The 15521-nt window shown below is 43.8% G+C and carries 12 protein-coding genes and 1 riboswitch; of the genes, 2 read left to right on the forward strand and 10 right to left on the reverse strand.

The window, feature by feature from the left end; genetic code table 11:
* Positions 1-72 precede the first annotated feature (72 nt).
* Positions 73-215: riboswitch (yybP-ykoY riboswitch) on the reverse strand.
* A 58-nt stretch (positions 216-273) separates the two neighbouring features.
* Entirely contained in the window at positions 274-984 is a 711-nt protein-coding gene (locus FTU29_RS06815; RefSeq protein ID WP_180121054.1) for a methyltransferase type 11, read from the forward strand.
* A 48-nt stretch (positions 985-1032) separates the two neighbouring features.
* On the opposite strand, the gene FTU29_RS06820 is transcribed toward FTU29_RS06815, so the two are convergent.
* The 3 genes from FTU29_RS06820 to FTU29_RS06830 form a co-directional block, all read right to left on the reverse strand.
* Positions 1033-3018, reverse strand: coding sequence for a 2-oxo acid dehydrogenase subunit E2 (locus tag FTU29_RS06820; protein WP_180121056.1), 1986 nt, complete (start codon positions 3016-3018; stop codon positions 1033-1035).
* A gap of 2 nt (positions 3019-3020) precedes the next feature.
* Positions 3021-5723, reverse strand: coding sequence for a pyruvate dehydrogenase (acetyl-transferring), homodimeric type (aceE, locus tag FTU29_RS06825; protein ID WP_180121058.1), 2703 nt, complete (start codon positions 5721-5723; stop codon positions 3021-3023).
* A gap of 281 nt (positions 5724-6004) precedes the next feature.
* Complete coding sequence (locus FTU29_RS06830; protein WP_078193213.1) at positions 6005-6700, reverse strand: M23 family metallopeptidase; 696 nt, start codon at positions 6698-6700, stop codon at positions 6005-6007.
* A 106-nt stretch (positions 6701-6806) separates the two neighbouring features.
* On the opposite strand from FTU29_RS06830, the gene FTU29_RS06835 reads away from it, so the two are divergent.
* Positions 6807-7247, forward strand: a complete 441-nt coding sequence (locus FTU29_RS06835; protein ID WP_180121060.1) for a DciA family protein — start codon at positions 6807-6809, stop codon at positions 7245-7247.
* 97 nt (positions 7248-7344) lie between these two features.
* On the opposite strand, the gene lpxC is transcribed toward FTU29_RS06835, so the two are convergent.
* The 7 genes from lpxC to murG form a co-directional block, all read right to left on the reverse strand.
* On the reverse strand, positions 7345-8247 hold the full coding sequence (gene lpxC / locus FTU29_RS06840; protein ID WP_078193215.1) for a UDP-3-O-acyl-N-acetylglucosamine deacetylase: 903 nt from the start codon (positions 8245-8247) through the stop codon (positions 7345-7347).
* 125 nt (positions 8248-8372) lie between these two features.
* Positions 8373-9563, reverse strand: a complete 1191-nt coding sequence (ftsZ, locus tag FTU29_RS06845) for a cell division protein FtsZ (RefSeq protein WP_111884463.1) — start codon at positions 9561-9563, stop codon at positions 8373-8375.
* 159 nt (positions 9564-9722) lie between these two features.
* Positions 9723-10985, reverse strand: a complete 1263-nt coding sequence (ftsA, locus tag FTU29_RS06850; RefSeq protein ID WP_180084436.1) for a cell division protein FtsA — start codon at positions 10983-10985, stop codon at positions 9723-9725.
* A gap of 68 nt (positions 10986-11053) precedes the next feature.
* Positions 11054-11908 (reverse strand): cell division protein FtsQ/DivIB, encoded by an 855-nt coding sequence (locus FTU29_RS06855; RefSeq protein ID WP_180121062.1) that lies wholly within the window; start codon positions 11906-11908, stop codon positions 11054-11056.
* A 3-nt stretch (positions 11909-11911) separates the two neighbouring features.
* Positions 11912-12841, reverse strand: coding sequence for a D-alanine--D-alanine ligase (locus FTU29_RS06860; RefSeq protein WP_078193219.1), 930 nt, complete (start codon positions 12839-12841; stop codon positions 11912-11914).
* 59 nt (positions 12842-12900) lie between these two features.
* The gene (gene murC / locus FTU29_RS06865; RefSeq protein WP_078190576.1) at positions 12901-14349 is read right to left on the reverse strand and encodes a UDP-N-acetylmuramate--L-alanine ligase; all 1449 of its coding nucleotides are present in this window, start codon (positions 14347-14349) and stop codon (positions 12901-12903) included.
* 14 nt (positions 14350-14363) lie between these two features.
* The gene (murG, locus tag FTU29_RS06870) at positions 14364-15461 is read right to left on the reverse strand and encodes an undecaprenyldiphospho-muramoylpentapeptide beta-N-acetylglucosaminyltransferase (RefSeq protein WP_180121064.1); all 1098 of its coding nucleotides are present in this window, start codon (positions 15459-15461) and stop codon (positions 14364-14366) included.
* Positions 15462-15521 lie beyond the last annotated feature (60 nt).

Genomic DNA, 15521 nt, shown 5'->3' on the forward strand with positions numbered 1-15521 from the left:
TGCATTTCTCTGGCTAGCAATAACATATACCGATGACTTATCCCTCCTGCTAGCCAATGTGCAGAGTGATAAATCAAAGGTCTTGCCAACAAAAGAAAGCTACGAAGAGCTCATTTGGTTCTTTGCTATGATGACCATGCTCGTTTTAGAGCAAATATGTTGACCATCACCTTTTTACTTTGCGTAAAAAGCGGCTACTCCCCAATGAAGTAATGCTATTCTAGCGAGGAATGCATGTTTTCGCAATTTTAATTTTCGATGACTCAATTTGATATGCAAAACAATAATCAAAAATTTCAAGAATTTATTCAACACTATATGCATGTGCAGGATGTATTAATCATTGCAGGCGGCCCGTCTCAGCTCAGTTTTGACTTAACCACCATTCAGCCCTCAAAAAAGCTGCTAATCATTTGCTGTAATCAAAGTTTTCTTCAACTTCCTCAGGCTCAAATTGCCCATCATTCAGATTATGCATGGTGGTTACACTATCAACCCATGCTCAAAGCCTGCTTTCAAGGTGACATCATTAGCGGATGTGGTTTAGGTCACAACCGTCCATATCCTGAACATGAAGTGATTAACTTTAAAACCGTGCGTATCGATACGCAAGCGGAGTTATTTCATTCACCGTACTTTGTTTATGGTAATAATTGCGGCCTTCAAGCCTATTCACTCGCACATCTCTTTCAACCGCAGCGTATTTGGCTGATGGGCTATGACTTCCAGCACCAACAGGGCCAAACACATGCGTATCAACATCAACATGTGCAAGAACTGGGGCATTATGAAAAGTTTTGGGGTTTATTTTTAAAAGACTTCCAACGCTTTGAACATTTACGACATAAGCTTTGGTCGACGGCGCAGCCACATCGTACGCTTCCACTCACCTATAACCTCAACGCAAACTCGGCATTAAAGCTCTACCCTTCACCCATTGAACTTCCTGATTGGCTTTGTCAGTCCACCACCACCACGCCATAAAAAAACCCTGCCAAAGCAGGGTTCATTTTGAAACTTAAACAGGTCAGATTAGATCAATAAAGTTCGGATATCTTTGAGCAGCTTCGTCAGTTTATTGGCAAAACGTGCAGCATCCGCTCCATTAATTACACGGTGATCGTATGACAATGACAGCGGCAGCATCAAACGTGGATCAAAGCTTTCACCATTCCATACTGGCTGCATGGTTGCAGGTGAAATACCCAAAATCGCCACCTGTGGCCAGTTGACCAACGGTGTAAATGCCGTGCCACCAATTGAACCCAGACTGGTAATGGTAAAGTTCGCACCTTGTAAATCTTTCGGCGACAATTTTTTGTCACGTGCTTTTTGACTCAGCTCACCCAACTCAATTGCAATCTGCTTAATCGATTTTTGATCTGGATTACGCAGTACAGGCACGGTCAAACCATCAGGCGTGGCAACGGCAATCCCCATATGGATTTCATTACGTAACAATACTGACTTGCCATCATCAGACAAATGACCTGCAAATTCACGCTCTTCTTTCAACAAATAAGCCACTGCTTTGATGATGAAAGCCATAATGGTTAAGCCAATACCTTCTTTCTTAAAGTTAGCTTTTAAATCATTACGCCAAGCTTCAAGATCAGTAATATCCGCTGCATCGAACTGCGTCACTTGCGGGATAAAGTTGTTTAAAGACAATTGCGGAATCGACACTTGTTGTAAACGTGTCAAAACTTTCTCTTCGACACCACCAAAAGCATCAAAGCTTGGCAACTTCGGCAAACCTGAAACCTGTGCCACAGCTTGCGCTGCTGGTGCAGCTTGCGGAGTGGTCAAACGGGTTTTTACATAAGCGAATAAATCTTCTTTCATTAAACGCTCATGCGGGCCAGATGCTTTGACTTCTGCCAAAACCACACCCAATTCACGTGCAAGCTTACGAACGGCCGGACCTGCATACACTTTGGCATTGGCAGCATTTTGCTCTTTGGTGAGCTTATCTGCGCCTTGTGGTTGCGGTGCTGCTGCTTCAACTTTGCTTTCAGCTTTAGGTGCAACTGTCGCAGGCTGTGCTACAGCTGGTGCAGGTTTCGCTGCTGGCGCGGGTGCTGCAACAGCTTGACCTTCGGCTTCAATCGTCACTAAAGCGACGCCTTCAGAGACACTTTGCCCTAACTGAACATGAATCGCGGTGATTTTACCAGCTGTAGAGCTTGGCACTTCTACCGTTGCTTTGTCTGATTCCACCACGATGATGCTTTGGTCTTTTTCAACCACATCACCCACAGCGACTAAAATTTCAGCCACTGCTGCTTTATCAACACCTAAGTCAGGCACTGCAATTTCAACAGGTTCAGACGCCGCAGCCGTAGACGGCGCTGGTGCTGCTTCTGCAACAACAGGTGCAGCAACAGGCTGTGCAGTTTCTTGCACAGGAGCCGATTCAACCGCAGCAGATGAAGCCGCCGTTTTCACCGTTAAAATCACTACACCTTCTTTCACTACATCGCCAGCGCTGATCGTGATCGATTCGACACGGCCTGATACAGTACTTGGGACTTCGACTGTCGCTTTATCTGATTCCACCACGATAATACTTTGATCAACATCAATCTCATCACCAACAGAGACCAAAATCTCACTTACCGTAGCTTTTTCTACGCCAATATCAGGGACTTGCACATCGACACTTTGCGACTGAGGAGCATTGGCTGCAACAGGTGCTGCTGCAGCTTGTTCTGCTTCCACAACCGGACTTGGTTCTGCTGCTTGGTCTTCAGTTGCATTTTGTACTGGCTCAACGGTAGCAGTACTTTGACCTTCTGCTTCCAACTCGATCAGCACAACACCTTCAGCAACACTGTCACCCAGATTAACTGCAATGCTTTTCACCACGCCTGCCGAAGTGCTTGGCACTTCAACAGAGGCTTTATCAGACTCTAACAACACAATGCTGTCATCGACGCTAATGGTGTCGCCGACTTTCACTAAAATCTCAGCGACCGTTGCTTTATCTACACCAATATCAGGAGTCGTAATTTGCATGATTAGTTCTCCTCTTTGTAGTCAGCCACAGCATGCAGTTCCGGCGTTTCCTGCGGAGCCCATGCCACTGGACGGTCAGTATCTAGCTCAAAGCTTGAGATGGCATCTTTAACCAAACGTGCATCAACTTCGCCTTCATCCGCGAGTTTTTTCAATGTTGCTACCACAATATGTGCGGCATCGACACCAAAGTAGCTACGTAAGTTGCCACGTGTATCTGAACGACCATAACCATCTGTACCTAATGCAACGAACGGACGATTGTCTGGAAGATAAGCACGGATTTGTTCGCTATAAGCACGCATGTGATCGGTTGCCGATACCACAATACCGTCTTTTTCACGAAGTAATTGAGAGATCCAAGCTTCTTTCGTATCTTCAGCCAATGGATGTAGGCGGTTGTATTCTTCACACGCCATACCATCACGAGCTAATTCGTTAAAGCTAGTGACGCTCCACACATTTGAATGAATTTGATATTCATCACGAAGGATTTTCGCTGCTTTAATCACTTCACGCAGAATCACACCTGAACCCATCAACTGAACCGTTGCTTTCTCATCTTCTTCGAAGAGATACATACCACGCTTAATGCCTTCTTCAGCACCTTCAGGAATAGCTGGATGTTCGTAGTTTTCATTCATTACTGTTAAGTAATAGAACACGCGCTCTTGGTTCACGTACATGCGTTTTAAACCATCATGTACGATCACTGCTAGCTCATAACCAAAACATGGGTCATAAGAGATACAGTTTGGAATCGTATTTGCCAAGATATGTGAATGACCATCTTGGTGCTGTAAACCTTCACCATTCAGTGTTGTACGACCCGCAGTTGCACCGAGCAAGAAACCTTGCGCCTGCGCATCACCTGCCGCCCATGCAATATCGCCAATACGCTGGAAACCGAACATCGAGTAGTACATATACATCGGAATCATTGGCAAGTTATTGGTTGAATAACTTGTTCCTAACGCAGCCCAAGCACTCATCGCACCCGCTTCGTTAATCCCTTCTTGTAGCATGTGACCATCTTTGGCTTCACGGTAATGCATCAACTGTTCTTGGTCTTCAGGGGTATATTTTTGACCATGCGCAGCATAGATCCCCAACTGACGGAACATACCTTCCAAACCGAAAGTACGCGCTTCATCCGGTACGATTGGCACAACACGATCTTTAATCGCTTTTTCTTTAAGCAGTGCAGAGATCAAACGCACCATCACCATAGTGGTCGATTGCTCTTTACCGCCACTGCCTTTGAGTACCGCATCAAACACAGACAATTCAGGAATCGCCAGCTGCTCGCTTTCTTTACGACGTGCAGGTAAATAACCACCCAATGCCTCACGACGTGCTTTCATATATTTAATTTCAGGTGAATTTTCACTTGGACGGTAGAATGGAACTTCTTCAAGCTGTTCATCGGTAAATGGCAAGTTGAAACGGTTACGCACGTATTTCAACGACTCAAGCTGCATTTTCTTGATTTGATGCGTCTTATTGACTGCTTCAATCTCTTCCGACAAACCATAACCTTTGACTGTTTTTGCCAAGATAACTGTTGGCTGACCCGTTTCCTTCATCGCTTCGGCATAAGCCGCATACACTTTGAATGGGTCATGACCACCACGGTTCAGGTTATCAATATCTTCATCGCTTAAGTTGCGCACCAACTCTTCAGCTTCAGGATACTTACCAAAGAAATGTGCACGCGTATACGCACCACCTTTCACTTGATAACGCTGGAAGTCACCATCGACCGCTTCTTCCATCACCGCTTTTAAGGCACCTGAATCATCTTTTGCTAGTAGCGGATCCCAATGACGACCCCATACCACCTTAATCACGCGCCAGCCTGCACCACGGAACAATGATTCAAGTTCTTGAATAATTTTACCATTACCACGAACTGGGCCATCTAGACGCTGTAAGTTACAGTTCACGACCCAAATTAGGTTGTCGAGCTTTTCACGACCTGCAAGTGAAATGGCACCTGTACTTTCAGGCTCATCCATTTCACCATCACCGAGGTAAGCCCAAACTTTACGGTTTTCTTCTTTGATCAGGCCACGGTTCATCAAGTACTTTTGAATGTGTGCTTGATAGATCGACATGATCGGGCCTAGACCCATCGATACGGTTGGGAACTGCCAATAATCTGGCATCAAATATGGATGTGGGTATGACGGCAAACCTTTACCGCCAACTTCACGACGGAAATTATTTAAGTGCTCTTCAGTCAAACGACCTTCTAAGAACGAACGTGCATAGATACCCGGTGCACAGTGACCTTGATAATAGATCATGTCACCGCCAAAGCTTTCGCTATTGGCACGGAAGAAGTGGTTAAAGCCCACGTCATATAAAGTTGCAGATGATGCAAAACTTGCCAAGTGACCACCTAAATCGTCACCGGTTTTATTGGCACGCAGTACCATTGCTAACGCATTCCAGCGGATCAGCGCACGAATACGGCGCTCCATATCCGAATCACCCGGCATAGGCGGTTGTTCTTCAACTGAAATGGTATTTAAGTAAGGAGTATTTAGTCGCTGAATGGGAACGTGCTTAGCAATCGCTTGTTGATAGAGTTTTTCAAGCAAAAATGCAGCGCGGTCAGTTCCCATGTGCTGTAAAACTGAATCAAATGCGTCCTGCCATTCTTGGGTTTCTTGCGCATCTGTATCGCCATAAAACGCCATACTTCACCTATCCTATGTGCTAAATATATGGCTCTATTAGTACCATATTTTGGCTAGGCTCAGTTATCGCCACAAATGAATACGAAATAGCTCTGTTATTTATTTACTAAATACTCATTGATTAACAATTACACAAATTTACATTTTTGGGTCAATTTTCGCCATTTTTCATACAGACAATATTTTTTAAAATGATAATTTTATAGTTATTAGCGATAAATAAAAAAGCCATTGTCTGTAGAGGTTCAGACAATGGCTTCGTATATAGATGTTATATGTGCTTATGGTAACATCGCTAAATACGTTGATGGGTTTTTACGTTGACCATCTTTCACTACTTCGTAATGTAAATGTGGGCCAGTACAACGACCAGTACAACCGACGTTAGCAATATGCTCACCCGCAGCAACACGGTCGCCTACACGTGCAATTAAGCGTGATGCATGTGCATAACGTGTCAGGTAACCATTACCATGGTTAATTTCAACATATTGACCATAACCTGTGCCCCAACCTGACTTTGTTACAATGCCTGGACCCGTTGCATAAATAGGTGTGCCACTAGCCGCAGAAAGATCTAAACCTGAATGATTTTCTGCACGGCCACCCATGGTACGACCACCATAGTTTGAACTTACACGCTTCATGTCTGGAAGTGGGTGGGCAATTAACCATGAATATGGATTATTTGAACTTGCTGAATAGTTTTTAGAGGAATTGCTTGAACCGTATTTTTTTGCGATTGTCGCATTGTTGAGTTCAATTGATTTTTCACGAATTTTAACATTCAACTTAGTTTCTGCTGGAATATCAATATCATTGCTTTCAGAGTAAGCACCTTGAGACAAAGTGCGAGTTAACTGTTCAATACGATCTGATGATGAGTCTGCTTGATTTAATTCAACTAAATCTGCAAAAGCGACTGAAGCGGCCGAAGCAGCCAATGAAAACGCCAATAAAATACGTCGTAAATGCATAAAAAACCTCTATAAACTGTTCTCTTTTGTTCCTTGTGTGATTTCGTCCTTGATATCAGCCAAAAGGAGCGCATAAGATTAAGACATAAACATGTAGGAAATATGTATGTCAGAACCTGTCAACGTCTTTCAACCAACAAGAAAACACATAAAAACAGGAAACTTTTCGTTTCTCTCAACGCAAGTTGCTGCATGGCAGAAGCTTACGAAAATTGTCCAACCGCTATTACCCCAACCGGATCAATGGCAAGTCGTTTGTTATATAAACGGTGTACTTATATTAACTGGAGAAAATCAGGCACTGATAAGTCAGTTGGCCTATTTACAAAAGCAATATATTGCACAGTTATCACAAATATACGAATTCAAGGATTTACACAAGATTCAAGTCCATCTGAGAACTCCGTCTCCAACGCCCTATTCCCCTGAAAAAATTTCAAGAACCCTCAGTACAGAAACTCAGGATTTACTCCGTAATGCTGCTGACTTTGTGAGCGACCCTAAGCTTAGCCAAGCAATGCTGCGTTTGGCAAGCAATAAAAAGTAACCACCGAGTTGTAACAGATAAATTTGAATATTCAGAATGTGACAGACTTAACACTTACAAATGATACAATATAACATCACTATTATAAGACAATGACTTATGTCACATTCACATAACTAATTGGGCAATCTTTAATGTCATCAAATGTTACAATTTCATAGCTGTCTGGATCACTTTTGACATTGCGTAATAACTGATTATTTAATGCATGACCTGACTTATAGGCATCATATTTCGCAATAATTTGATGACCGAGCAAGTATAAATCACCCACAGCATCTAATATTTTGTGACGAACAAACTCATCCGAGAAGCGTAAGCCCTCTTCATTGACCACACCATTGTCATCTACACCAATGGCATTTTCGAGACTCGCCCCTAAAGCCAAATTATTAGCTTTTAGGTAGTCCAAATCTTTCATAAAGCCAAAAGTCCGCGCTTCACTAACTTCATAGACAAATGTTTCGGTTGAAAAGTCGATGGTTGCCGACTGAAATTCTTTCTTAAATGCAGGATGGTCAAAATCAATCGTAAAATTTAATTGGAAACCGTCATGGGGTTGGAAGGCAGCACGTTTATCATCGATCAGTGCTTCGACAGGTTTGCGTATTTTTATGAATTTTTTAGGTGCATTTTGTTCTTGTAGTTCACCTTGCATAAGCAAATAAATGAACGGGCCGGCACTCCCATCCATAATGGGCACTTCAGACGCCGACACTTCCACGATCAGGTTATCAATCCCTAAACCAGCAATCGCACTCATAATGTGCTCAATTGTGCCCACCTTGGCATTTTCTTGCACCAAGTTAGAGCACATGAATGCTTCTTGAATCAGCATAGCATCGGCTGGAATATCAATCGGTGGATTTAAGTCGATACGACGAAACACAATTCCCCCATCGGCATGATGTGGCACAAAGTTAATCATCACTTTTTGCCCACTATGCAGTCCGATGCCACTCGCTTTCACGATGCGTTTCAGGGTACGTTGTTTCAACATGTGTCTTCTATCATCAGTTCACAAAACCGCTATACGTTAGCATATTTAGCCATTGATAAAAAACAAAAAGGTAGCTGATCAGCTACCTTTTGTAATCAACAGACATTTAAGTCATTGAATTTATGTTATTTACGTTGCTGATTTTTCAAATAGTCTTGAATACTCATTGGCGTAGGGCGTGAATTGGATGCTGACGCCGCTGCTGCAGCTGGAGCTGCTGCTTCATTGTGCTGACGTTGAATCGCTGGCACATCATCTTCATCTACAGGTACTTGTGCAGAAGCGACTGTACGCGTTGCTTGTGAGACAGGGCGTTTCACTGGCTCAGCAGAATCGGCAGAATTACGAGTTAAACCCGTTGCGATCACCGTTACGCTAATTTCATCACGTGCATCTGGATCAAATACCGTACCGTAGAACACTTGACCTTCATCAAGATCCACAATTTGGTTCACCACATCAGTGATTTCTTCAATTTCACCGAAGGTTACGTCATCGCCACCTGTAACGTTAATCAAAATGCCTTTTGCATTCATGATGGTCACGTTATCTAACAATGGGCTACGGATCGCTTGTTCAGCAGCTTGACGCGCACGGTTTTCACCACGACCAGAACCTGCACCCATCATGGCATAACCACGTGTACTCATCGCAGTTTTCAAATCGGCGAAGTCAAGGTTGATATGACCAGGACGCACGACAAGATCAAAGATACTACGTACAGCATTTAACAGTACGTCGTCTGCTTTTTTGTAAGCATCTTTCATTGAAATATCGCGGAATACTTTAAGTAAACGTTGGTTCGGAATAATAATCAGAGAATCAACATGTTGCTCAAGTGCTTCAATACCTTTCTCAGCAGACTGCTGACGACGTTTACCTTCAAAGTTAAACGGAGTCGTCACCACACCTACAGTTAAGATACCCATTTCTTTGGCAATTTCAGCAACAACTGGCGCAGCACCTGTACCTGTACCACCACCCATACCTGCAGTCACAAACACCATGTCCGTACCTTCAAGGTGTTGGCGAATCAACTCACGGCTTTCTTCAGCAGCAGTTTGACCCACTTGTGGATTTGCACCTGCACCCAAACCACGGGTACTTTGCTCGCCGAGTTGGATTTTAAATTGTGCATTCATGCGGTCGAGTGCCTGTTTGTCTGTATTGGCACAAACAAATTTTACACCTTCGATATCTGATTCCAACATATGTTGCACAGCGTTGCCGCCAGCACCACCTACACCGAATACTGTGAAACGGGCTTGACCGTTGCTGTCGCTTTGATCATCTTCTAAAAATTCAAATGAGGCCATGCCTAAAAAATTCCTAATCCATAATTGGCAGACACTTCAGCCCGTATACTGCCTTGATCTTAATAAAAATTGTTTTTTAGAATGCTGTCCAAGTTCCAGCTTGTCAAGTACAAGCAATAATCCGTACAACTTCCCAACAATATTCCCAAATATTTCAACTTAAAAGATCGACTTCAAGGTGTCATTGAAGCCCGACCATGCACGTTTTACCCGATTCAATACTGAAAGTTTTTCCGTATCTTCTGGCTCAACGATCGTATCTTGTGTTTCACTTTGACTGAAAATTAACAGACCTGCGGCAGTCGCGTATTGTGAACGACGTAAAGCGGCTTGCTGTTGATCATCAGCATACACTTGCATAGGTGGATTACCTAAATGTGCAGAAACACCTAACATCCGACGCGCAAATGTCACCATTCCTTCAATTTGGCAGGCATCACCTGTGAGTACAACACCATGGTATAACCCATGAATCGCACCATGATCGACCAACTCATTACGCACTTGATTAAAGATTTCTTCATAGCGCGCAATAATGATTTCGGTCAGTTCAATACGGCTAATGGTTTGTGGACCATCAATACCTTGGAACTGAATCATACTTTCAGGTTTAACCACTTTCAGATCAACACAACCATACAACAGCTTAATGCGTTCAGCTTCTTCTGTTGTGGTTTGCAATACAGCAGCAATATCACGTGTTACATGCTCACCGCCACGTTGCAAGGTGTGTGTCATCGCCAAGCGACCATCTAAATACACCGCAATGTTGGTCGTACCAGCACCAATATCAACCAAGCACACACCATATTCTTTTTCATCTTTAAGCAAACTGGCTTCAGCTGTTGCTAATGATGAAATGACCATGCGTTCAACACCAATATTGGCACCTTTTAATGCGCGATCCAAATTCTGCATGGTGCTGATGGGCAACATCATCAAATGATAATGTCCTATCATACTCCGTGCTGACATGCGAATCGGGTTTAACACCCATTCAGGTTCATCATCTAGTTCAAAACCTAAAGGTACAGCACTCACCAAATAGTGGTCAGACGTTAAATGACTGGCTTTGGCCAGTTCTAATGCACGCACCACTTCATTGGTGGTAATCGCATGGTCATTATTTTCAATTGGAGTACGACCAGAGGCATAAAAACTTTTTAGTTCAGCACTGGGAATGGAAATCCACGCAGAATGTACACGACATTCCGCCATATCTTCCGCTTCCTGCACTGCATTTTTAATTGCGGTAACAACTTTATCGAGACTGACAATTTTCCCTTTATTCATGCCGCGGTTACGAGCGGTCGCCATCCCTACCACTTGGATATTGTCTGGCGCGTGTACCTTACCAATCAAAACTGAAACTTTGTGTGTCCCAATGTCAATCGCAACAACCGAGGGAACAGCTTCATTCATTATTTACTACTACCATTCACATGTTTGTTTAATTTATGGCTTAAAGCCTCTACTTATAAAGCCGATCATTATGGCTTTACAGGCGCTGCATTCGCAATGCCTATGTCATCACTGGTTACAACAAACTGACCATTTACCGACTTTGCTGGCACAGAGTTTTTCCATTGAATCGCTAAACCATTTCGGTAGCGCAAATCGATGGCAGAAATTCGTGGCCAAACAGGTTTTAAGTCACTGTGTGCGAGATAACTTAAACGCTGCAACTTACTCATGGTCTGATCTTGATCGACAATCACGCGTAAGCCTGAATCAAACTGCATAAACCAAGTCATTCGTTCGGTTAAATATAATTCTTTTAAACGAATGCCAACAGGTATAAATAGTTGATTAATTTCATTATAGCGACGCATCATCATTTTGGACTGACTCGTCGGCCCATGCAATAACGGTAAATTCTGATGATTGGTCGGGGTTAATTCGGCAAATACATCACCACTGTCGCTTAACAGTCGCCCAGTTCCCCAACGTGCAATCGCTTGACGCGGCATCACCCGTACACGAATTGCATTTGGCCAAGCACGCGATACCACCACGCGATCGACCCAAGAGATTTCTAAAGTACGGTCACGAATGACACGTAAATCAGAGGTAAAATAGTTTTCAGTCATCATCGGTGAAACGTATGATATGACTTGTTGTTTTTCTTGGGTGCTCCGCACACCCACCACATCAAGTTCAGCCACACGTGCATCCGTCATGACTTTATATAGCCCCCAAATTCCGGCAATCAAAACCACACATGCAATAAACAACAACAGCCATCCACCCACATTGGTAAGTTTTTCCTTACGTGTCGGTGGTTTGTCATGTATCGATGTCGTTGCTGCACGTTTACGGCGCATAGACGCAGGAAGTTGAGCCATAATTTAGTGTGCCGCACCTGTCAGGGTTTGTTCCAAAATCGCAACACAAAGATCATCAAAACTATAGCCTACAGCATTGGCAGCTTTTGGCACTAGAGAATGACTAGTCATACCCGGAACAGTATTTACCTCAAGTAACCAGAAGTTTCCTTCTGCATCTTGCATCGCGTCAATACGGCCCCAACCACTCGCACCTACCGCTTGGAAAGCGCGTAAAGATAAAGCTTGTAGACGCTTTTCTTCATCTTCAGTCAAGCCACATGGAATACCATATTGCACATCGTTACGGTTATATTTCGCTTCGTAATCGTAAAAAGCCACATCTGCAGGCGGTTCCAAACGGATCACCGGTAATGCCTGACCATTTAAAATCACAATGGTAAATTCACGACCCGTAATCCATTTTTCAGCCATCACAACTGCATCATGCTGGGTCGCTTTTGCAATTGCTGTTGCAAAGTCTTCAATTTTTTCAACTTTGCTCATACCTATGCTTGAACCTTCATGCACGGGCTTGATGATAAATGGCAAACCAATTGAATCTACAATTTCTTGTAAATCTGAATCTTTGCTGACAATACGATAAGGTGCTGTCGGTAGTTCTGAACCTTGCCAAACTTGTTTAGTTTTGACTTTATCCATACCAATCGCCGAGCCTTGAACGCCCGTTCCAGTGTACGGAATGTTTAACCATTCCAAAGTACCTTGAATTTGACCATCTTCACCACCACGGCCATGAAGTACGATAAATGCACGGTCATAAGCCACCAACTCAGTCACACTGCGTTGCTGCGGATCGAATGCTTCGGCATTTACACCCGAACGCACCAATGCTTCAAGTACAGCTTTACCACTATCGAGAGAAACCTCACGTTCGGCAGATTTCCCACCTAATAACACGGCAACTTTGCCGAATTTTGAAGCATTTGACACGTTTATATCCTTAAACTTTTATCTACGGTCTAAACAAACTTTGGATCACCAAGCGATGATCATTTTACATAGAGATTGTTTTGAGCAAGTTCGATTGAGATTGCTCCAACATTACCTGCGCCCTGTGTTAATAACAAGTCATTTGCTTGTAACACTTTTTTCATTACTGCTTGTAAGTTGCCTTCTACTGGATCGATGAGAATCGGCTCAACTTCACCACGTAGACGAATGCTTCGAGCCAATGCACGACTATCCGCACCCACAATTGGTTTTTCACCCGCTGGATAAACTTCTAATAACAACAGTTGATCGACTTGTGACAAGACATCGACGAAGTCATCAAAACAGTCACGCGTACGGCTAAAACGGTGCGGTTGGAACATCATCACCAAACGACGATCTGGATGACTTGCACGTGCCGCTTTAATGGTCGCTTCGACTTCTTTTGGATGGTGACCATAGTCATCGACCAATTTCACCAAGCCATCTTCAACTTCAAATTCGCCTTGTACTTGGAAACGACGACCTACACCACTGAAGCTTTCTAAGGCACGCGCAATCGCAGCATCAGAAACACCTTCATCCGTTGCAATACCAATCGCTGCCAAGGCATTTAAGATGTTATGAAGACCCGGCAAGTTAATGGTTAAACGTAACGGCTCACGGTCTTTACGCAAAACGGTAAAGTGTGATTGCATGCCTTCTTGAGCCACATCAACAGCACGAATGTCGTTGTCTTCATTGAAACCATAAGTCACGACAGGACGACCAATACGCGGCATAATTTCACGGATGTTGGCATCATCACCACACATCACGGCTAAACCGTAAAATGGAAGACGCTGTAAGAATTGTACGAAGGTATCTTTCAATACATCGAAACTACCGCCATAAGTATCCATATGGTCAGCATCGATATTGGTGACAATCGTTGCCATCGGCTGTAAATGCAGGAATGACGCATCTGATTCATCCGCTTCAGCCACGATATAACGGCTTGCACCCAATGCGGCATTCACACCAGTACGATTTAACAAACCACCAATGACATAAGTTGGATCCAGATTTTCTTCTGCTAACATGCAGGTCACAAGACTGGTTGTCGTGGTTTTACCATGCGTCCCCGCAACGGCAATACCATGACGGTAACGCATTAATTCACCCAACATTTCTGCACGACGCACGACAGGTGTACGGGTTTCAATCGCCGCTTTCACTTCCGGGTTTTCAGAATCAATAGCTGTTGATACCACGATTACATTGGCGCCTTGAATATTTTCAGCAGCATGACCAATGAAAACTTGAATGCCGTTTTCTTCAAGCTGAGCCGTGGTTTTCGACGCTTTAATATCTGAACCTGAAACTTTATAGCCTTGGTTTTTCAATACTTCGGCAATACCGCACATGCCCGCACCACCAATTCCAATAAAATGGATGTGTTTAATACGGCGCATTTCTGGCACTTTAATGAGCTTTTTCGCTTGATCGGCAGGCGTTGATGGAGACATAGATTACTCGAATTTTACAAATCTTGAATTAAACCAACCACGTGCTGTGTCGCATCGGGTTGTGCCTGTTGTCGAGCCTTAACCGCCATTTCCATAAGTCGTTGGCGATTCATCAGCGGCTTCAACAACGCTGTTAAACTTTCTGCGGTCATGTCCACTTGTGGGCAAATTTTTGCAGCATTGATATTGGCCAAGAACCCTGCATTTGCAGTTTGATGGTCATCCACTGCACTTGGCAGAGGAACAAAGACGGCTGCTACACCCGCTGTCGCAATTTCAGTGACGGTTAGCGCACCAGCACGGCAGATAATCAAATCCGCTGCAGAATAGGCTGCTGCCATATCTTCAATAAACGGCTGAACTTCAACTTGCATATGTTCAGGTGAATTTGCATAACGAGCCAATGTGCTTTCAGCATTATTTTGACCACATTGGTGATATACACTGAGGGGCTGTTCTAATTGCTGTAAGGCAGCTGGCACACATTCATTTAAGGCACGTGCACCCAATGAGCCGCCCACAATTAAAACCCGTAATGGCAGCCCAGCTTTTTCACGCTCTTGGTAACGCCATGACGGATTTAAAATTTCTGTAATTTCCTTCCGTACAGGATTGCCTGTAGTCACGATTTTATCTTGTGCAGGAAAGGTATTTGGAAATGCCTGACAGACAATTTTAGCCACACGTGACAACTGCGTATTGGTAAAACCTGCCACCGCATTTTGTTCATGGATAATGACTGGAATGCCCAATGCCCGAGCGGCCAAGCCACCCGGCCCAGCCACATACCCCCCAAAGCCTGCAACTGCATCGACTTTGAGTTGTTTCATATAACGCATGGCACTCAAAGTAGCTTTGAGAATTTTAAACGGTGCCATCAGCTTACGCACGACTCCATTGCCGCGTACGCCTTGGATATCAATTTGATAAATTGGAATATTATGATTTTTTAGCAGGCGATTTTCCATGCCTGTTGGCGTTGCGAGCCAAGAAACTTCACAGCCTTGTTGTTGCAACTCTTTGGCAACAGCGAGCGCTGGAAAGACGTGACCACCGGTTCCGGCAGCCATCATCATGACATGTTTCGGCTTTACTTGCGTTACTTCGGTCACTGTCTAATTCTTCAATTCTAAAATGAGGCTAATGATATTCGATTTTAAGCTAACAATTGT

The sequence above is a fragment of the Acinetobacter sp. YH12086 genome, from assembly GCF_013419345.1.
Classification (GTDB): Bacteria; Pseudomonadota; Gammaproteobacteria; order Pseudomonadales; family Moraxellaceae; genus Acinetobacter; species Acinetobacter amyesii.

Coding starts and splice junctions, on each gene's coding strand:
- FTU29_RS06815 (WP_180121054.1), top strand. CDS start 274: ATGCAAAACAATAATCAAAAATTTCAAGAATTTATTCAACACTATATG.
- FTU29_RS06820 (WP_180121056.1), bottom strand. CDS start 3,018: ATGCAAATTACGACTCCTGATATTGGTGTAGATAAAGCAACGGTCGCT.
- aceE (WP_180121058.1), bottom strand. CDS start 5,723: ATGGCGTTTTATGGCGATACAGATGCGCAAGAAACCCAAGAATGGCAG.
- FTU29_RS06830 (WP_078193213.1), bottom strand. CDS start 6,700: ATGCATTTACGACGTATTTTATTGGCGTTTTCATTGGCTGCTTCGGCC.
- FTU29_RS06835 (WP_180121060.1), top strand. CDS start 6,807: ATGTCAGAACCTGTCAACGTCTTTCAACCAACAAGAAAACACATAAAA.
- lpxC (WP_078193215.1), bottom strand. CDS start 8,247: ATGTTGAAACAACGTACCCTGAAACGCATCGTGAAAGCGAGTGGCATC.
- ftsZ (WP_111884463.1), bottom strand. CDS start 9,563: ATGGCCTCATTTGAATTTTTAGAAGATGATCAAAGCGACAGCAACGGT.
- ftsA (WP_180084436.1), bottom strand. CDS start 10,985: ATGAATGAAGCTGTTCCCTCGGTTGTTGCGATTGACATTGGGACACAC.
- FTU29_RS06855 (WP_180121062.1), bottom strand. CDS start 11,908: ATGGCTCAACTTCCTGCGTCTATGCGCCGTAAACGTGCAGCAACGACA.
- murC (WP_078190576.1), bottom strand. CDS start 14,349: ATGTCTCCATCAACGCCTGCCGATCAAGCGAAAAAGCTCATTAAAGTG.